This window comes from Shimia sp. MIT1388, assembly GCF_047124445.1.
In the GTDB taxonomy this organism is placed as follows: Bacteria; Pseudomonadota; Alphaproteobacteria; order Rhodobacterales; family Rhodobacteraceae; genus Shimia.
In genome coordinates this window covers 907,318-926,637 of sequence record NZ_CP138921.1, presented here as the reverse complement: position 1 = coordinate 926,637, position 19,320 = coordinate 907,318, and the positions used below count along the sequence as shown (strand labels likewise).

14 protein-coding genes and 1 tRNA gene are annotated in these 19,320 nt (G+C 57.7%); 9 read left to right on the top strand and 6 right to left on the bottom strand.

Annotated features, from left to right (window positions below):
- Positions 1–73: 73 nt before the first annotated feature.
- From rpmA to SIB92_RS04530, 3 genes are all read right to left on the bottom strand, one after another.
- The gene (gene rpmA, locus SIB92_RS04540; protein ID WP_209062735.1) at positions 74–343 is read right to left on the bottom strand and encodes a 50S ribosomal protein L27; all 270 of its coding nucleotides are present in this window, start codon (positions 341–343) and stop codon (positions 74–76) included.
- 22 nt (positions 344–365) lie between these two features.
- A complete protein-coding gene (locus SIB92_RS04535; RefSeq protein WP_412554688.1) occupies positions 366–971 on the bottom strand; it encodes a 50S ribosomal protein L21 in 606 nt (201 codons plus the stop codon).
- Positions 972–1,177: 206 nt separating this feature from the next.
- Positions 1,178–2,047, bottom strand: a complete 870-nt coding sequence (locus tag SIB92_RS04530; protein WP_412554687.1) for a DUF2059 domain-containing protein — start codon at positions 2,045–2,047, stop codon at positions 1,178–1,180.
- 106 nt (positions 2,048–2,153) lie between these two features.
- On the opposite strand from SIB92_RS04530, the gene SIB92_RS04525 reads away from it, so the two are divergent.
- Positions 2,154–2,243, top strand: a tRNA-Ser gene (locus SIB92_RS04525).
- 1 nt (position 2,244) lies between these two features.
- Here the strand turns inward: SIB92_RS04525 and SIB92_RS04520 are convergent.
- From SIB92_RS04520 to SIB92_RS04510, 3 genes are read right to left on the bottom strand one after another with little or no spacing between them, the layout of a single operon-like run.
- Positions 2,245–3,225 (bottom strand): hypothetical protein, encoded by a 981-nt coding sequence (locus SIB92_RS04520; RefSeq protein ID WP_412554686.1) that lies wholly within the window; start codon positions 3,223–3,225, stop codon positions 2,245–2,247.
- Positions 3,226–3,283: 58 nt separating this feature from the next.
- Entirely contained in the window at positions 3,284–4,294 is a 1,011-nt protein-coding gene (locus SIB92_RS04515) for a HupE/UreJ family protein (protein WP_412554685.1), read from the bottom strand.
- Positions 4,291–5,133, bottom strand: coding sequence for a peptidylprolyl isomerase (locus SIB92_RS04510; RefSeq protein ID WP_412554684.1), 843 nt, complete (start codon positions 5,131–5,133; stop codon positions 4,291–4,293). The genes SIB92_RS04515 and SIB92_RS04510 overlap by 4 nt, the downstream gene beginning before the upstream one ends.
- Before the next feature lie 368 nt (positions 5,134–5,501).
- Here SIB92_RS04510 and SIB92_RS04505 point away from each other — a divergent pair, with 368 nt between their 5' ends.
- From SIB92_RS04505 to SIB92_RS04470, 8 genes are all read left to right on the top strand, one after another.
- Positions 5,502–6,443, top strand: coding sequence for a helix-turn-helix transcriptional regulator (locus tag SIB92_RS04505; RefSeq protein WP_412554683.1), 942 nt, complete (start codon positions 5,502–5,504; stop codon positions 6,441–6,443).
- Between the two features lie 71 nt (positions 6,444–6,514).
- On the top strand, positions 6,515–6,718 hold the full coding sequence (locus SIB92_RS04500; protein WP_412554682.1) for a hypothetical protein: 204 nt from the start codon (positions 6,515–6,517) through the stop codon (positions 6,716–6,718).
- A gap of 56 nt (positions 6,719–6,774) precedes the next feature.
- Positions 6,775–7,272, top strand: coding sequence for a hypothetical protein (locus SIB92_RS04495; protein ID WP_412554681.1), 498 nt, complete (start codon positions 6,775–6,777; stop codon positions 7,270–7,272).
- A 78-nt stretch (positions 7,273–7,350) separates the two neighbouring features.
- Entirely contained in the window at positions 7,351–9,927 is a 2,577-nt protein-coding gene (locus tag SIB92_RS04490; RefSeq protein WP_412554680.1) for a PD-(D/E)XK nuclease family protein, read from the top strand.
- Positions 9,924–13,061 (top strand): UvrD-helicase domain-containing protein, encoded by a 3,138-nt coding sequence (locus SIB92_RS04485; RefSeq protein ID WP_412554679.1) that lies wholly within the window; start codon positions 9,924–9,926, stop codon positions 13,059–13,061. The genes SIB92_RS04490 and SIB92_RS04485 overlap by 4 nt, the downstream gene beginning before the upstream one ends.
- Positions 13,061–14,254, top strand: a complete 1,194-nt coding sequence (locus SIB92_RS04480) for a DUF6361 family protein (RefSeq protein ID WP_412554678.1) — start codon at positions 13,061–13,063, stop codon at positions 14,252–14,254. Before SIB92_RS04485 ends, SIB92_RS04480 begins: the two co-directional genes overlap by 1 nt.
- Positions 14,226–16,109 carry a phospholipase D family protein gene (locus SIB92_RS04475; RefSeq protein WP_412554677.1) on the top strand — a complete coding sequence of 628 codons (1,884 nt, stop codon included), beginning with the start codon at positions 14,226–14,228 and terminating at the stop codon, positions 16,107–16,109. Before SIB92_RS04480 ends, SIB92_RS04475 begins: the two co-directional genes overlap by 29 nt.
- A complete protein-coding gene (locus SIB92_RS04470) occupies positions 16,106–19,309 on the top strand; it encodes a helicase-related protein (RefSeq protein ID WP_412554676.1) in 3,204 nt (1,067 codons plus the stop codon). The genes SIB92_RS04475 and SIB92_RS04470 overlap by 4 nt, the downstream gene beginning before the upstream one ends.
- Positions 19,310–19,320 lie beyond the last annotated feature (11 nt).

The following is a 19,320-nucleotide window of genomic DNA, read 5'->3' as shown; positions in this document are numbered from 1 at the left end:
AAACTCAAAAAAGAAAAAGGGCCGGCTTTGTCAGCCGGCCCCCTATATGTCTCATAACCTTTACGGGTTCGGCTTATTCAGCGGCCTCCGCCACCGGGAGAACCGAAATAAAGGTGCGGCCTTTCAGGCCTTTGTGGAACTTCACGTTGCCGTCGACGGTTGCAAAGATGGTGTGATCTTTGCCCATGCCAACGCCTTCGCCCGGCCACATCTTGGTGCCGCGCTGACGCACGATGATGTTGCCTGGGATGACGTTCTCGCCACCGTATTTTTTCACGCCAAGACGGCGACCTGCGGAGTCGCGACCGTTACGGGAACTACCACCAGCTTTTTTATGTGCCATATCGTTAGTCTCCTATAGTCTCTTACTTCGCCAGTTCTTTGGCTTGTTCAACCCACTCAGGCTTCACTTTGGTGCCTTCGAAAGTCTCGGCGTCCACGGCTGCCAGAGCAGCATAGGTGGAGATGCCCGCTTCTACCAGCTTTTTGGCAGCGGCCGGACCAACACCGTTGATGGCGGTCAGATCGTCTGCAGCTGCGTCTGCGGCAGGTGCTTCGGCTTTCTTGGCAGCTTTCGCAGGCTTGGCTGGTGCGGCTTCTGCAGGGGCAGAAACGGAACCAGAACCGATCGCGGCTTTTACGCCGGATTTGTCTGCGCCGGAGGCCAGAATGTCGGTGATGCGAACCAGAGTCAGTTTCTGACGGTGGCCCACGGTGCGCTTGGAGCTGTGCTTACGACGACGCTTCACGAATTTGATCAGCTTTTCGCCTTTGATCTGGTCGATCACGTCTGCCTGCACGGCTGCGCCTTCAACGAAAGGAGCGCCAACCACGGTGGAGTCACCGCCAAGCATCAGCACTTCGTTGAATTGAATCTTTTCGCCAGCGTCTGCAGCCAGTTTTTCGACACGCAGGACGTCACCTGCCTGTACTTTATACTGTTTGCCGCCGGTCTTCAGGACTGCGAACATGTCCTATTCCTTCGATCTTGTCGCGTCCTTCGGTCCCTTTGCCCGTAAGCTCCGGCGTTTTGGCAGATGCCACCTCAAACAGCGCGCCCCTTTTAGGGGCTGTGTTACAATAAAATCAGGCGCAAAGTGCACACTTCACGCCAGATGCGCGCTTATCCTGTGGAAAACCTTTTAAGTCAACCCGTTTTTTAAGGGCGTCGGACGCCTTAGAGGTCCTGAACTGGCTGAATGTCGCCCATGCGCAAGGCCAGAGCCTCAAAGCGGTTGGACATGACCTCAAAGTGCACCGCGTTCATCAACTCATAAACGGTCATCATGTCGGGATGCTCCAATGCCTCTGTATATGCCACCAGCTCTTCCAGAGTGAAATCCCGATAGGTGTATGCGGCATTGGCCAGTGACGAGGTTTCAATGGCCTCGGCCATCTCCTCGGCGTTCTCATTCAGCAGCGCACGCAGCCCGTCCTCATCCGTGCGAAGATCAATCACACCCGCGTACGACGCTGCCAAAATGAAACGCACCTGAATTTCGGTCATCGCTTGAGGACCAATGTCATTGGGATCAATCGCCACGCTCATGCGGCGGAACAGGTCGATACGCGGATCGTCTTTGGCTTCCAGATCCGCCAGCATTGCATTGCCAACCAGCTCTTTTTCCTCATCGTCTGCCATGTGGCTACTGTTTTCCACTTCGACCAGACGCTGCCCCAAATCCGACGCATAGAACGCCGCGGCATGTGCCAAAAGATCGTCCTCCAGCGTGGCTTCGAGAATATCCAGCGCCCGGTTCTGCATCAGTTCGGTGTCAAACACATCTTCCGCGACAGTGGTCCACTGCGCGCCAAAGTCACCCTGGTTCATGCCCAACAGGTCTGGCGCACTGGTTGCCGACAAGGCAATCGAGTCAATCGCGACATCAAAGCCGGTGACTTTCAAAAAAGCTTCGACATTAGCGCGATCGGCCGCCTGCGCCAGCGAGACCAGCGCAAACAGGCAGGTCAAAGCCGACAGGATCAACAAGAGCAGCTGGTTTTTCAGAACATCAATCGGGGCCAAGCGGGCAGAAGTCTTTTGCATGGGGCTAAGCTAAATCATTTGTTGCACAAAACAATGCAAATCCCACTTGCGCCACATCACAATCCCGATTAAACGACGCCCTCACCAAGACCACGGTCTATCGGACGGAGAGGTGCCGGAGTGGTCGAACGGGGCGGTCTCGAAAACCGTTGTCCCTTCACGGGGACCCAGGGTTCGAATCCCTGTCTCTCCGCCACTTAATTCTGCAATGGAATCAACTTGCTGACCTCAATCGACTTGAGGGCTTCCAGCGAGGGATCTTCATCCAGATCGCTCTCCGGAACCTCCAGCCCCGCGTTGGCAGCGATGGCAGAGAACTGAAGTGACACAACATACGCTAGGTCCGGATCAAACAGCACCCGCGCCGTCAAAATTTCCTCGATCTCTTCACGCAAGGCGGAGTCGCCGGTTTGAAAGTGCATGGCCAGTGCCTGCACCATCGCGCTGTGAGTGTTGTAGGTGTTATGCGTGCTGGAAAGATGCGTGTCCGACAACCAGCGCAGGCCACCCCGCCCTTCAAGCGCTATCAGGCTAAGCGCATAGGCGCCTAGCATGTCGCTGTCATGCGCCACGCCCGTTGTGATCCGGTCTTTGAGAAATGCAGAAAGGTCTTCTGAAGGTTCTGCAAAGCCCATCAAAAGAATACGGATCGCGCGCAGGTCCATCTCGGTGATCACATCAAGTTGCGACCTCAGCGCGTTAGCGTCGATCTCGAGGTCCAGAGCGCGCAACGTGCCGTAGGCCGCGAGGTCAAGCTCTCTCAATGCAAGGTCACGTAACCGCCGGTCACGGTGGTGTAGCAGCTTCGAAAAATACGTTGCCCGCATGGCCGGGTTGTCCTGCCAGTCAGGTAGCGCGCTCCAGATGTCGTGCATCACCGGATCAAAGTCCGCATCCACAGTGGCAAGGCGATGCCAGACCTCGGTATCTGCATCGCGGGCAAAAAGCACATTTGCCTGAGGTTTTAACCGCATCAATCGGCGTGTGGTGCTGTCGACCAGAAACGGCAACGTCCCCACTGACGCATCCCCGCGCATTTGCTTTGTGACGTCAAATCGGAACGGTGTTGCTGCGCTGGGACGCGCCAATACGACTTGGTCAGCGTTGATCAAACGCTCCACTAACGTTGGCTTGGGCTCATAGCCATGAAAGGCGCACGGCACGGCGGGTGTCGCCATGAACGCCGCAATAACTGCCGCACTTACGGAGCGCCTAAAACCCGGCACAACCCGCCCTCTAAAACCCATAAATCCGTTCCGCCAACCAGAATGTGGCAACACTGCCAATGGCATAGCCTGCCACCAGATTGGCGCGACTAACCAGTTGGTAAGACAGCATGTTCACAGTCTTCAACAGCAGTTTCAGCAATGTGCCCGAGACCAGGATAACGCCCACAAAGGCCAGTTGTCCGGCCTCAACACCAAGGTTGAAGGTCAGCAACGCCAGGGCGATGTCCACCTCCGGCAGACCGATATCTTGCAAAGCCCCAGCAAAACCCAGACCGTGCAAAAGGCCAAATGCAAAGGCCACCATCCAAGGGGCACGCTCTGACAGCCGCGATTGTGTGTCGTCGCGTTTGAGTATTTCTATGGCCAGAAACACCACAGACAAAGCAATGATCGCCTCCACCGGAGGGCCTGGAATGGACACATGCCCCAGCGCGGCAAGGGCCAATGTGATGCTGTGCGCCACTGTGAACGCTGTGATCGCGCCGATCAGACGGGACTTGCTACGGATCAACAGGACCAGCGCAAAGACAAACAACAGATGGTCCCACCCTTCCAGGATGTGTTCAAAGCCCAACACAGCATAGGTCCACCCAACCTGCAGTTTGGTTTGGGCTTCCGGGATCACAAACTGTGTCTGAGTTGCCGTAAGCCGCGTGGTGGATGAGATGCCGTTCAAAGGTTGAAAGCGCACCAGGACGTCGGTGTTCTGACGATCCAACCCTGCAATCTTCACCGCTTGTCCTTGTAGTCCTGCCGGACACAGCGCAGTCCACTGGGTTTGCCACCCCGCCCCATCGGACACCACCTCTGGTCCAAGGTTCGGCATACAACTTGGCGGCAGCTTTGCGTCAATATCCATGGGCAGCCCGCGCACATCTGGCTTGCGCCAGAATAGTGTATAAGCGCCACCGTCGACTTCGCGGATGTCCAGATACCCGGGATCAAGCTCATGCGCTCCGCCCTGACCAACAGTCAGCAACAGGCTGAGCAGAAACAGAAAATGCCGCAATCGGATCATTGGCCAATCCAGTTCTGCAAGGTATCTGCAGTGGGGCGCGAGACCTTGTAGGCCTCCATCAGAGCTGCCTCCTGCGCCTCACGCAAATCATTGGCTAGCGCGCTGCGCCAATCTGCCAGAACCAAGTCACGCACCTCGACCAGGTCCGGCGTTTGCGGCGGTGTGTATTCGATTATGCGAACCACATGCTGGCCGAACCCGGAGGTTACAGGGCCTGCCCACTGCCCAACAGGCAAGGCTTCCAGTTGCGCAAAAACACCGCGCCCAAAACTGCCATCGACCTGATTGAGACCCGCATTTAAAATGGAGCGCTGCAGGAGGGAAGACAGCCCCTCCTCTGGCGGTGCCTCACCCGCATTCAAGTCAACCAGCAAGGCGTCGATCTCGGCCGAAGGCGTGCCAGATTTCAGGCCAATCTGTTCAAAACTCACCATCGCTGGTGTTTGAAATTTGGCGGCATGATCGGTCAAATGCTGTTGCAAAACCGCGTTCTCAGGCACCGCCGACTGCGCTGCCGAGGTCATCAAGAACGCCATTTTTTGAACAAGCCGGTTGCGCACAACCCCATCCCCGCTGTCCAAACCAAGCGCCCGCGCCTCCCGTACCAGAACTTCACTGCGCACATATTGATCCATCAACGCCTGAGCTTCGTCCGAAGTGGGCTCACGCTGCATTTGCGCCTGAAACCGCGACGCCAAAGCTGCAAACACCTGCTCGGAGACAACAATTTCATCCGCATCAGGTTCTGCGATTTCCCCGGGTTGCTGCACGGAAAACCACACAAATATGGCAACGCCCAGGACGACAAAATGGAAAAACGGTTCTTTCAAAAAAGCCATACTCAGGTCTCTACCTTCTTCCAATCACTCAATTTTTCGACTTAAAACCGCACACAAGAAATGCTTCAATTTACTTAATTTTCAACAACTTAAGCACCACACCCAAGGTCACCATTCAAGCGTCACAACAAAGAGTACTCCGCCTTGGACCGTGGTGTATAGGGGCAATACTGTCGGAGCACCCCAAAGCCCCCTAACCGCTCAGGTCAAGGCTTTTTGAGACAAACCATCGCATCCCGTCCCCACCAGCTTTATTTGCTTGAAGACGGCTTGATTCAACTTCAAGTATAAGGCCGCAACACTTTAATGAGTTCCGCACATCAGCAATGTCCTTTTCCAAAGCCCGTCAGCTTGTTCACCTTGCGCAAATGGCCGCAGCTCAGCGACAAGGCGTATCTCTTCAGGACATTTGTATCCGTTTTGAGTGCTCCCATCGCACCGCGCAACGGATGACCGATGCGCTCGAGGACAGCTTTCAGGATGTCGAAGTCCTGGAGGACTTTGAAAGCCGAAAACGGTGGCGGTTGCCGGCATCCAAGCTACATCCTCTTAATTTAAAAGACGAAACCGGCCTTGAAGCGATGGATTTGGCCATTCGTGAAGCGAAGGCATCAGGGCGACACGCCCATGTCCAAGCGTTACACAGCCTGCGCGATCGCTTTTTGGCGTCCCTTCAGACCAGCGCAGCCTTGCGCGCGGAAGCCGACGTAGAAGCTGTTCTGTACTCACTCGGCGCGGTGGCCAGGCCAGGACCAAATGTCCCGACACCTCCAGGGCTATTTGAAACCCTCTCAGACGCGTTGCGTGGACCGTTTCAAATCCTGATACGCTATGAGAACAGTCCAACTGTTGAACGGCGCATTGAGCCATTGGGCGTCCTAATGGGGCCTCGCAGTTATCTTGTGGCGCAACAACGCGACCGGAATCAAGAGATCCGCCACTTTCGCCTTGATCGCATCCTGTCCGCGACACTAACCAACTCTGGGTTTGAAGCCCCCGCAGGCTTTGATTTGCAGGCACATGCAGAACGATCTTTCGCCGCCTATCACGACCCGAACCAGTATTGCGAAACAATTTGGCACTTTGCCCCGCACGCAGCCAAAGCCGCGTCAGGCTTCAGGTTTCACCCCAACCAGCAACTCGAGCCACAAGAAGATGGCAGTTTAATTGTCCGGTTTCACGCCTCTGGCTGGCTGGAAATGTGCTGGCACCTGTACCAGTGGGGGGATGCAGTGAATGTCCTGGCCCCCCAAGGCTTGCGGGACCTGATTCAGCACCACCGACGCAGTGACTTTGATATTTTGCCCTGACCCATGACAGGTTTTGTCACGCCCCCTGTGTCAAACCAGCGTCCACACGACCACTCCAAGGAAAAACCACGATGACGAACCAAGTAAACCGCAGCGAAGACCCAACCCGTTTTCGGATTGCGCGCTCCGACGCTTCTGTCGCAAGCATCACAGCCAAAATTGAAGAAGTCTTTGGCCTACCGGAGGGCAGCGTCGTTCTTGAAAAACCGGATGGTCGCAAAAAGCGATCTGACGCAACGATACAGAGCCTGCGCGAAGAATGGGGCGTTGAATGATGGATCATGCCCCCTTCAAAGATGGCCAAGAGGTCATTGATTGTATTACAAAATCAGTGAGCGATATTACCTTTCGCAAAAGGCCGGACTTCGGATTGTTGACGGCCCTCGCAGATTGCGATTTGGACACACAAGTCGGGCTGTCCTTCGATCACGGTTTTGAACTGGGCCTGGTGAGTGAGGTTGCGCAAGAAGACTGGTCGCACTCCATCGACTCTGCCCGATTGGCGAGTGATCGGTTTTGCGAAGACAGTTCCGATTGGTTTGCATTTGGCAACCTCAAGTCCCTGACCGTTTCGGCCTCTCTGCCTGACACAAATCAGGTGTTTGACGTTGAAGCATTAGCGGCCTTCCAGCGTGGCGTGTCCGAGGGTATGCGAAACCTTGAAAGCCTGACCACCCTTCTGGAGTGCGGCGAACACGCCTTTGCGGAAGCGCAATCATATTTGAGCTGGCCGAACGCCACATTTGTCACCGAAATGAAACGCGGGCGTTTCGCGCCTGGGCGGAGATTTCGCGAAAGCCGCTCCCCGAAAGCGAACGTTATGCGATGACGGCGAATCTGCGGAGCACAGTGTCGCCCAACCGTCTCCCTTTTTTCTAATCCCAAGCTTTTCTGCCCCCGGTACTCCATGCGCATCACGCCTTTACAAACAATCTCCCCCATCACCGGTGCTTCGCGGACCATCACCGACACTTTGTTGCAGGAGGTGTATCTCGCCCCGGCCACCGCGCCTTTTGCGCTCTCCGAAGTGTTGCGAGATCGGCCTGCGCCATGGTCAGAGAGTTTTGCCCACGCACCCGACGCCACATTGCGTGCGGTCTCGTCCGGCTTCACGGCCCTCGCGCAGGCGGTTCCAAGTCTGGATCCCAAGGACATAGACCTGACACCGCTGCCCAATGGGCGCGCGCAGGACCATTTGAGAGCGCTACGGGATCTCTGGACCGATGTTGGCGCGCCACCAGAGCCTGTTGCCACCTGGGCCCATGTTGTGCACTGTTCAGCGGACGCGGCGCTGGAGTGTTTGCCGGTTGTGCAAGAACCAGACTGCAGCTTCGCCACGCCTGCAGAAACCGCACTGGCACAGGCGCTCCGGGGACATCATGGCACGGTTGCACCCACTGGTACCGCAACAAGTCCAGTGGGACCGGCGCATCAGGCGTCTGGCGCCTTGGGGCACCTGCAGAAACACCTTGGAGGCAAAGCCGCGCAAACCTCACCAGACGAAAGTGTACGGTTCCTTGGACTGCGGGACCCGCAAGAGGAAGCCGAATATGCGGCTGCGCACGTTCAGCACCTTCTTGAAAAGGGACATATCTCCGAACCTTCAGAAGCCGGTGTTCTGGCCCCCGCAGAGGTCGGCTACCAATCCGCGTTACGGGAAGCGTTTGAGCACATCGGCCTGCCACTCGCCGGATTACCACCCGAAGGCGCAGAGCGAGACACAACACGAGAAACCCTGTGTAACATTCTGGCCCTGCTTGAAAATCCGGACACCTGCATAGCCAAGGCGTCGCTCAGCCTGTCGCCTCATATGCCGTGGCCGAGAGAGATCGGCCGCAAGATGGCACGAGAGTTTACCCAGCGCGGCTGGTCACGTACGGCCGCATCTCTGACACCCGATATGCGCGCCGTTTTTGAAACCCTGCGGCCTACCTCCACCGCTGCCCAGGTCAAAGCACGTCTCGGGGTCATCGCAAAGGCAGCCCCGAGACTGCACCTCGATCGCCTGATTGGAGAGCTCCACGCAGGCCTGGCAGACCCGCTGGATTGGCGGGGTCTGCGGCGCTTGGCGGCCCCAAAGCCAGTGGACGCTCAAAACCGGGAGCGGTTTGTGGAAGGCGTGACGCTGTTAGACGAAAACGCCCTGCCGTGGCGCTCCGTGCGCCATCTGGTTGTGCTTGGTTTGAACGGATCGGCCTTCCCGCGCCAACCGGGCACAAACCCGTTTTTTACTGAAGGCGAAATTGTCACGATCCGCGAGAAGACCGGACTGGCTCTGACAGGCCGCAGACACAAAATCTCCCGCGGTCTGGAGCTGTTCCGCCGACAACTGTGTACCGCAACAGAACAGACCACTTTTCTGGTGCCTGCTTTGGACATGGCGGGCGGTCGCTTGAGCCCATCAACCGCCTTTTCAATGATGGCCTATCTGTTGGGTGCCACGGATCCTGCCGATCTCGTGGAAGATGTGCATACCCTTGAGGACAAAAAACAGACCGTCAGCCTGTGCACCGTTTCGCCGATCGCCCACGACGCACGCCCTGAGCTGCCTGCCAGCGGACAGCTCGACCTGCAAACAAACCTTCTGCAACTGCGGCGAAACGACGAAGGTCAGGCGTTACCACAATCCCCTTCGCGGCTTGAACGCCTGATCACAAGCCCGCTCGCCTGGCTGCTTGAAGAGCTTGGCGCCACCGATCAGACTTGGGCCCCAGACGCGCCTGATGTGATGGTCAAAGGCACGTTGCTTCATCGGGTAATGGAAACGCTTTTTCCTGCAGGAACCGCAGTGCCGTCCGAAGCGACATTGACACAAAATGTTGGGACAGCGCTGGATGAGGCCATCTCGCGCACCGCACCCTGGATGCAAGACCCCGCCTGGGCGTTGGAACGCAAAGGGTTGCTGGTCGCGGCGCGTGAAGCCGCTATCGGGTGGGCGGATTTTCTGCAGCGCTCCGGAGCGGACATTGTCGAGAACGAGATCAGCTTGTCAGGCGCGTTTGACGGGCAGCCGCTCACTGGAAACGCTGATAGCCTCCTGAAGCTGGAAAACGGCACGGTTCTGATTGTGGACCACAAGAGTGGAAAATCTGACAAACGGCGGGTGCAAATGCAAGCCGGTTGGGACCTTCAGCTGGCTTTATACCGGGAAATGCTCAAAACATCCCCGCCAGAAAATCTCGGCAATGCCACGTCCAGCCCCACGATTGGCACCGCCTATCACACCTTTGCAGACAGCGCCGTCCTGGTGGATCAACCTGGCGGCACGGTGGATGGCGCGGAGACCATCACTGCGGAGAGCTCAGCACATGCGCTTGTTGCGCTGCGTGAGGCGCTGAACCAAGTCGGGGGCGGCTGCGTGTCTCTTAATCAGGAGAGTGACGCCGACACAATGCAAGCCGAACGCGGCGTGTCCCCCTATGCTTTGGACAACCCGTTTGTGTCCGCCTTTACACTGCCATCCCCCGAGGAGGACATCCAATGACGCATCTGACTCTGGTGCCTGCAGGTGCGGGTGCAGGCAAGACCTATCGCATCAAAGAAACGCTGGCGAACTGGATCGAGGCGGGCACAGTGGCGCCTGGCCGTATTCTGGCAGTGACTTTCACGGAAGCCGCTGCGTCTGAGCTGCGGGGCCGTGTTCGGGCTGAATTGATGGCACGTGGCCGGATCGATGATGCCCTCGAAATTGACCGCGCCTATGTTGGCACCATTCACGCCCTTGGACAGCGGCTTCTGACCGAGCACGCCTTTGCTGCCGGTCGCGCGCCGGACAGCCGCCTATTGAGTGACGCGGAACGCGATCTGATGATCCGGCTGGAAATGGCCAAATGTGCCGCGCTTGAACCGATGATGACCGACCTGGGGCGGTTCGGCTACAGCTACCGCAACGGTGTCAGCGCCGAAGAGGCTTTCCGTGCCAAGCTGTTGAATGCCATTGATTTGTTGCGTGGGCTTGGAGCACGGGGGCAATCGCCCGAGATCCTGGAGATGGCCCTGCAAGACTTGGAGAGTGGCTATGGTGACTGCGCCAAAGACGGACTGGCCCTCACAGACACATTGCGATCAGCGGTGCGCGCGCTTTTGCAGGACTTCCCAACCAGCCTGGCATCGCAATTTGACGGCAACAAAACCGCGGCGAGCGCTTTCCGTGACAACCACAGCCTTTTGCGCAGGGCATTGCGGCCTGGCGTTCTGGAAACGGATTGGGGCGTTTGGCAAAAACTGCGGGATCTGCGCCTGTCCAAACGAGGCGCTCAGACACCTGAGGGGTATGACGACCTTGCCCAACGTGTCATCGACGCGGCAGACGCCTTGCCGCGCCACCCAGGGCCACTGAATGACGCCAAGGCGCATCTGAGTGCCATCGTCAAAGGTGCACAGGACGTTCAGAGCGCCTATCAAACAGCGAAAGCCCGGGCCGGTGTCATGGACTATGCTGACATGATCGCCGAAACCGAAGCATTATTGCGCACGCAAGGTGACATCCTGACTGCCGTTTTGGGAGAAATCGATTGCGTTGTAATTGATGAGTTCCAGGACACGAACCCGGTCCAATTCTCGCTATTGTGGCAACTGGCGCGTGGGGCAAAGCAGGCCTTGATTGTCGGAGACACCAAACAGTCGATCATGGGGTTTCAGGGGGCGGACGCGCGCCTGTCCAGCGCATTAAGTGAGGGCTTTCCGGATGCAGTTGACCCGTTGGACCGGAACTGGCGCTCCGATCCAAGGATCATGTCGTTGGTCAACACGCTGGGGCCATGTTTGTTCCCGAACGGCTACGACGCACTCAAACCGCAATTGTCTGAAACCGGCAAAACCGCATTGGAAGCGATAAATCTGCCCGCGCGGGTCGGCCTGGCGCCGGCCTGCATTGCCAATCGTGTTGCAGATCTTTTGGAGGACGGCGAACAGGTGCGCGACAAAGAATCTGGCACGCTGCGCCCAGCCCGCCCTTCTGACGTTGCGATCCTGTGCTACACCCATTCCAAATGTATGGATATGGCCAAGGCGCTCGAAGCGCGCGGCCTGCCGGTGCGCATCCAGCAAAGCGGATGGTATGACGGGCTCCCAATACAACTGGCACGCGCTGCTCTTGCCTTTGTTGCCGATCCCTCCGATCAATTGGCCGCACTGACCTGGCTGACCCTTGGCCCGCCGCGCATAGCCATTGAAGACGCGATGCGGCGCGCAGTGGACGGGGTGCTTCTGGCCCACGATGCCCTAAAGCCGTTACGTGACGTGCATAGCGCTTATGCGAACTGTTCGGTGGCCGAGATCACGTCTCAGACCCTAAAGGCCACAGGCCTGCGCGAGTGGACCGCCGGGTTGCCTGAGGCGCGCCAGGCCCTGGCAGACCTCACACGTCTGCAGGCAGAAGCCCAAGACTTCGACGCTCAGGACCCGGAGTTGCGCGCTGCGGCTGGTTTCCATGGCACCGGTGTGCAGGTGTTTCTGGGGTGGCTCGGGACCCAAACTGATCCAAAGGCAGACCGGCATCCAGATCCGGATGGATGGTCCTCTGCAGGCATCGAAATCTCCACTTGGCACGCTGCGAAAGGTCGGGAATGGCCAATCACGGTTGTCGCCGGTCTCGACAAAACCATTGCAGAAAGCCCTGGCACCCTGCGCGCAGAGTTTGCCCGGTTTGATGATCTGAATGCTGTGCTCGATCACGCCGGTCTGGGTTTTTTACCTGACTTCAAAGCCACCGAAACGCAAAGTGCCTTTGCCGAGGCACGCCGTGATGCCGATGAACAAGAGGCAGCCCGCAAACTCTATGTCGCGTTGACCCGTGCGCGGGACCGTTTGATCTTGGCGCTGCCGCCAGAGCCCAAAAAAGAACGCACCGAAGCCACGCGGATGGTCCACCTTTTGCGCGACCGCGCCAACTTGCAAACCGTGCCAGGCGCCCTCAGCGTTGCTGGCACGGACTTCGCAGCGCGGGTTGTTGAGGGTAATCCAGAAGCGCCTGCCTCCCGAGGAACGACCACCTCTAAAAGCCAAAGCCGGTTTGGTGTTCCGGCACCAATGCTGGACGTTTCCCGAACACCCTGGCGACAGCAACCGTCCTCGATGATAGACGAGACGCCGACACGTCTGGCGCCGCTTCAGACTGTGGAAATCGCCCCTCCTGTCGCCACCAAGCAAACCGAAGACGCTACAAAGCGGGGCACCGCCTGGCATTTGGCGTTCCGCGTTTTTGCAAGCCGACCGGACCTGACAGATCGGCTCGCGGAAGCCTCCGGCTTGCCGCAGGACACTCTTATGCAACTGCGCACCAATACCCAATCTGTTGTGCATTGGCTGGCGCAAAACGGATATCACAAATTGCACTTTGAGTTGCCGTTGCAGCTTACCAATGCGGATGGCTCTCAAACCAACGCCATCGTGGATTGTCTGGCCGAAGGCACCGATGGTCTCTTGATTCTGGATCATAAGTCTGGGGCCTGTCCGGACCCAAACTCGCGTTTCGAAACCTACCTGCCCCAATTGAAAGCCTACCAGGCCCTGGTTGAAGGTGCGTTTCCAGACAAACCGGTATCTAGACTTGCCATCAATTGGATGAGCGAAGGCACGGTGTCCTTTTGCCCCGCGACACAGAAGGAGACCGTGTGATGTCTTTCCTCGCTTGGATTGATTTTGACCAAGCGGATCGTGACCGCACGCGCCGGATCATGGACCTGTTTGGACAGGAAGACAGCCGGGACGAACTGGGCCTTGGCTCGGTGCGGGACGCGCTCTCGGACCTGCTGTTCCCAGGCACAAGCACCATCCAAACCCGCTTGAGATATATGTTTTTTGTGCCCTGGATCTATCAGATGGCCGGTCGCACTAAGGGATCACCTCATCAGCGGCGCGAGCGCGCCCGAGCCCTGGAAATCAGCTTAATTGACGCTTTAACGCGCGGACAGGAAACCAATGGTGTGATCGGCCGCGACGCACGCGAAACGCTGAAACGCCTGCCAAGCGACGTGTACTGGGCGGGCCTTCGCACTCTGGGCATTCGACGCTTCCAGGGCAGTCGAAACGCCTGTCTGGAAGCGGTGTATGCCGGTGAAACAAACCTCTGGGCACCTGGGCTTCCGTCCGCGCCGGAGGACTTTCTTCTGAAGCACAGCGCAGAAAATGCGGTCACATTTGACCTGAGTCCGCAGGAGATCAGCTTTCTGCGGGATCGCCTCGCCCAAGAAGCGCCGCACAGCCTTTTGACCCTTCTGGCCCAACAGGAGGCGTTCCAAAAGTCTCCAACGCCATGGGGGCATCCTGACAAGGAAAACTGGCCGGAAGACATCCGCTTTTTGGTGACACATGCCGAGTTGTTTTCAATCCTGATGAACGCCGCGGCGCTGCTCTACAATCTGATGCTCTGCGAAAAGCGGGCGGCAATGGCTGCGGACAAGCACCAAGAGTGGACACAGAGACTGGAAGAATACGCGGACCAGCTGGACCAATGGCGATCAGCCACGGATATGTCCAGGCTCGCCCAATGGCGCCTTGAGGACTTGTGGACGGTCGCTTCACAAAGCAACCACCGCATTAAAGACCCAACCCGGCGGTTTGTGCAGGGCTGGCTGGACGTTGTGGTGGCAACACAAGCAAATCTCACACAAAGCGACGATGCCCGCCGCATCATCGCACGGCGGGAACGGCACCTCAAAGGGGCCAAAGCCAGACTGCAAAATGATGCTGCCCTGGCGCGCTGGGGCGGTGCCTCTGGAACGGCGCCGTTGACCTATCGTTGGACGCCTGTGGTCTCCAACCACCTGGATGATCTTTGCAATGACGGAACAGACCATGCTGGCACCTGACAACAGGACACTCTATGGCGAGATCCTGCGACCACCTGCAGGCTATGTGCTCGATCAGGCTCTGGCCACGACCTACACACTGGATTTTGAGACAGCTCTGGTTGTCCCCGCGACGATGGCGTTTCACGCGGCGGAAAATCGGCAGGACACACTGGACAGCCCCTTGGCCTTGCTGGAAGGATTGGAGCGCTTGTCCAGCAGAATTGCGATATTTTGTGAGGCTGGCCGCATCAAGGCCATGCCCAAGCAAGGCAACCGACTGACTGCCCTGCTGGAAAATACCGTTACTGAAGTGTTGGCGCCACGCGGCGGCGCCTTTCACCCCAAACTTTGGGTGTTACGGTTTGCTCCAATTGACACTGGGCCAACGTTCATGCGGTTGGCACTGTTGTCGCGCAACCTCACCGCCGATCAATCCTGGGACCTGTCGCTGGTCTTGGACGGGGAAGAAACCGCAAAGCGGAACAAAGCCAACAAACCTATCATGGATTTGGTCGCGGCCCTTCCAAGCCTCGCTACGGGACGGGGGGCTTCTGCCGCCAACCGCGCCATTGCCCAATCACTTACGCAGTCTTTGAACAAAACCAGCTGGCAGCATCCGGAACAAATCCTCGACATTTGCTTTGCCGTGAACGGCATCACCGATGAGGCTTGGGCTCCGAAAATGGGGCGCTCGGTCGGGATTATCTCGCCTTTTGTGACCGATGAAGCGTTGCAAGAGCTGACCAGCGAGGCTCTTGAGGACCAATGTTACCTTTGGGGGCGACAGGACGAATTGAGTGCACTGACACCGGAGACACTGGCCAAGTTTGGGCATGTCCTGGTGTTGGATGACATGGCCGAAACGGAGGATGGAGAGGAGACCACGCCGGACAGCAACACCGCCCATTCGCGAAACAGTGTTCCGGCGCGCGGCTTGCATGCCAAAGCCTTTTTCACGGAACATTGCTATGACCGGCGATGGCACACCGAGGTGACCATCGGGTCCGGCAACGCCACCCGCGCTGCGCTCCTACCGTCAAAAGGAGACGGCACGGGCGCAGCCAACGTCGAGGTGTTTGCCACGCTCACCGGCCTGCGCCGACATATTGGGCGAGTCCAAGATCAATTTTCCCCTGAGCGTCTAGGACGTTACCTGCAAGATTTCACGCCATACACCTCCGAGACAACTGGCACCGACGCGACGATTGAGAGGAAATTGGACAGGCTCCGCAAAATGCTGGCGCAAGCTGGCCTGACTTTGCGCTGTTCTGAAATGCCGGGTGACCGGATTGCCCTTTTGCTGTCCAGCCAGACACCGCTGCACGTACCTGAGACCATTGGCCTATCGGTATGGCCACTGGTTATCGGAGCGGATCACAGTAGGACGATCGATGCGCTTGACCAGACTGATCTGCCTCTGTGTGAACTGGCCCTGGTCGATGTGACACGGTGGATTGGGGTGCGCCTGGAAGACAAAGCCAGCGGCATCCTCCAGGAGTTCACATTGGGCACCGATCTGCGCGACCTGCCGGAAAACCGAACCGCCCAAATTCTCAAATCGGTCATTCAGAACAAGTCGGCGTTCCTGAATTACATCCGACTTCTGCTTGGCGATGTCTCAGATGCGGGCAAAGCGCTTATGGCTGCGGGGTCTGGCGGAGCTGGTGAAGGGGCATTTAACACCGCACAAGACCGCCCCCTCCTGGAAGACCTTGTGCGCGCCTTATCCGGTGACAAGCAGCAGCTACACGAAATCGAGCGCCTCATGGCGCGCCTCGTAGACCCGGACACCGGAGAGAGTGATGTTATTCCAGCCGAATTTCAAATGCTTTGGGCCTCCTTCCGGCAAGTAATGGAAAGCGAAACGACATGAGTTCCCAGACCGGCTCCCCCTTCAACGCAGAAACAGCTCTTCAGCCTTTGAAGCGTTTTCAACGCCGCACGGTCGACTACGTCTCTCGACGCCTTCTGAGCGATCCGGACCCGGTGCGACATTTTCTAGTGGCTGATGAGGTTGGCCTCGGCAAAACCATGGTGGCGCGCGGCGTCATTGCCCGCACAATTGAGGCCCTCCAGAAAGATGTGCCGCGCATTGATGTCGTCTACATTTGCTCAAACGGTGCCATTGCCAAACAGAATGTTGCCAGGCTGGATGTGACCGATGCCAATACCGCCGACACCGGTCTCGCCACGCGTCTCACACTTTTGATCACCCAGTTGGCGCCGGATACCGATGGCACCAAGCGGATCAAGGAGAAAGGCGTCAACTTCTTTAGTCTGACCCCAGGCACATCGCTGGATCTGAAGAGTGGCGGCGGGCGCAAGGAGGAGCGGGCCATTCTGACACGTCTGCTTCGCGCCCACCTGGACGCGCATCGCGCGGAAGTATTTGGAGAAATGATGATGCATCCGGCCGGAACCAACGGCTGGGCCTGGACGTGTCAACACATTGATTCACTCCCTTTTGAGCAGGGGATCGAAACCCGCTTCCATACCGCGCTCACCAATGATCCTGCCCTGCTTCAGCGGGTCCGGGATCTGACGGATCAGTTCGAACTTGAAGGCAACAGCGACTATGAGCTGCGCCGGGCAGTTAACGGATGCGTAAAGGAGCTGCGCGCGATTCTGGCCCGCGAAAGCGCGGAGGCGCTGGAGCCGGATTTGATTGTTCTGGACGAATTTCAACGTTTTACCACTTTGCTTCACGGAGACGACGAAGCCGCAGAGCTTGCCCGACGCCTCTTTGACGCCAAGGATCCCGATGGCAATCAGGCCAAGGTGCTTCTGCTGTCCGCAACGCCCTACCGCATGTTGTCACTGCGAGATGACGACGCCGAAGCGGGAGACCACTACCGCGAGTTTCTCGATGTCATCAGCTTTCTGTTTGGCGAGCGCGGTCCCGAGGTGCGCCAGGAGCTGGAGCGCGAGATGCACCGTTTCCGAATTGCCATGCAGCGGTTGCCGCATTCCTTCGACAGCGCCAAGGACATCAAATCCGGGATAGAAACCACGCTGCGCCAGGTGATTGCCCGCACCGAAAGGGTCGCCGACACCCAGCAACAAGACGCCATGATGAGCGATGTCCCAATCGATCTCACATTAGAGCCGGAAGATCTGTTGCAAGCCAAACTTGTGGCGGATGTGGCGGCCGCCGCAGGGGCGCCAAGCATTGTGGAATACTGGAAATCAGCGCCCTACCCGCTCAGTTTCTTGCGTGACTATAAGTTGGGTCAGCTCCTCGAAGACCAAAAAAGCGCGCCTTCCAAAGACCTTAGAAAAGCGATTACAGCGGCCAAACCTGCCCAGATCGACAGGAACATCGTCGAAAGCTATGCCCCCCTGCCGCTAAACAATGGGCGTATGAGGGCCTTGAAGGATCTCGCTTTCGAGAATGGGATGGGCCGCCGTTTGTGGATGCCGCCGAGCCTTCCGTATTTTGGTGCACCAGTGGCGGCGAGCAAACTTCTGGTGTTTTCCCAGTGGGCCATGGTGCCGGACGCCATCTCTGCTCTTTTGTCTTATGAGAGCGAGCGCGAGATGGGCATGTCCAGCTTTCAGCATAGGTATTCGGAGGCGTTCGAAAAACGCGGCCCCTTGCTCACTTTCCGAATAGACAAGGACAAGGGAAGGATGACAGGGCTTCGCTCCTTACCGCTGGTGATCCCCTCCCCGGCCCTTATATCTGCGGTGGATCCTCTGACCATCGCGCAACGCCACGGCCCTTTTCCCGACGCCGCGGCCTTGCGCGTGCATGCAAAAGCCGCGCTGGGGCCGGTGGTTGAAACCATTCATGGCGCTCTTGGACAAACACCATCGGAGACCACGACCACCGCAACAAACTGGGAGTGGGCAAGCCCTGCGTCGCTGGATTCGTCTGGCAAGTCGTTCCGCAAATGGCTCAAACGCAGACCTGATCTGGACGAACTTGTGCTGGAGACCGGACAAAGCGGCTGGAACGAGCACCTGACCGCGCTCTCTGATGCGGCACACCCAGGCCATTTGACCGGACACCCGGATGCAGAACAGATGTTGAACCATTTGACTGATCTTGCGCTCGGAAGCCCGGCGAACTGTGCCCTAAGGGCACTGATGCGCGTGGCGCCGGATTTGGACCCGGACAACCCGACTCTTTTGTCTGCGGCCACCAAAATCGCTATGGCGTTGCGCGGGCTGTTCAATCAGCCCGAAAGCCAGGCTTTGCTGAAAGAACAATCCGAAGAAAAATATTGGCAGGCCGTCCTGCACTACTGCATCGCCAACGACCTGCAAGCTGTTCTGGACGAACACGTGCATTTGTTGCTGGAATCCGAAGGGCTGTCATCAAAACCCCAAAACCAAACGGCGGCACAGCATCAAGAGCGCGCCGTCGCCCGACTGGCAGATGCAATCGCCGAAGCAATCGCGCTCAAGCCTGCCCGGATTGATGTTAAAGCGTATGATTCAGACGGTGAACACATCACACATGACTCGTTCAACATGCGCGGGCGGTTTGCGACCCGGCTCTTGCAACAAGCTGCAGAAGACAACTCGGTGCAACGTACCGACACAGTCCGAAACGCCTTTAACTCGCCGTTTCGCCCCTTCGTGCTGGCGACCACATCGGTGGGACAGGAAGGCTTGGATTTCCACCCCTGGTGTCATCGGCTTGTCCATTGGAACCTGCCTGCCAATCCGGTTGATCTGGAACAGCGCGAAGGCCGGGTGCACCGCTACAAAAACCACGCTGTGCGCCTTAACATTGCCGCCGAATTTGGCGACCGTTTGACCGAAGGTGACACCGGCCGAGACCCTTGGCAGGTCCTCTTTGACCACGCCAAACAATCGCCAAAGACACGCGGCGATCTGGAGCCCTATTGGCTATATGAAGGCGATCATAGCATTGAGCGGTTCTCTCTTGCTCTGCCTTACAGCAAAGAAACATCGTTGCTGCCCTGGCTTAAGCGCTCCGTTGCGCTGTATCGTCTGGCCTTTGGGCAACCGAGACAGGACGACCTCCTGGCCTATCTGGACAAAGCTGAACAACGCTGTGACGGTCTTGATCTCGCGCAACTACAGATCAGCTTAAAACCCTGACAGTCGCCCCA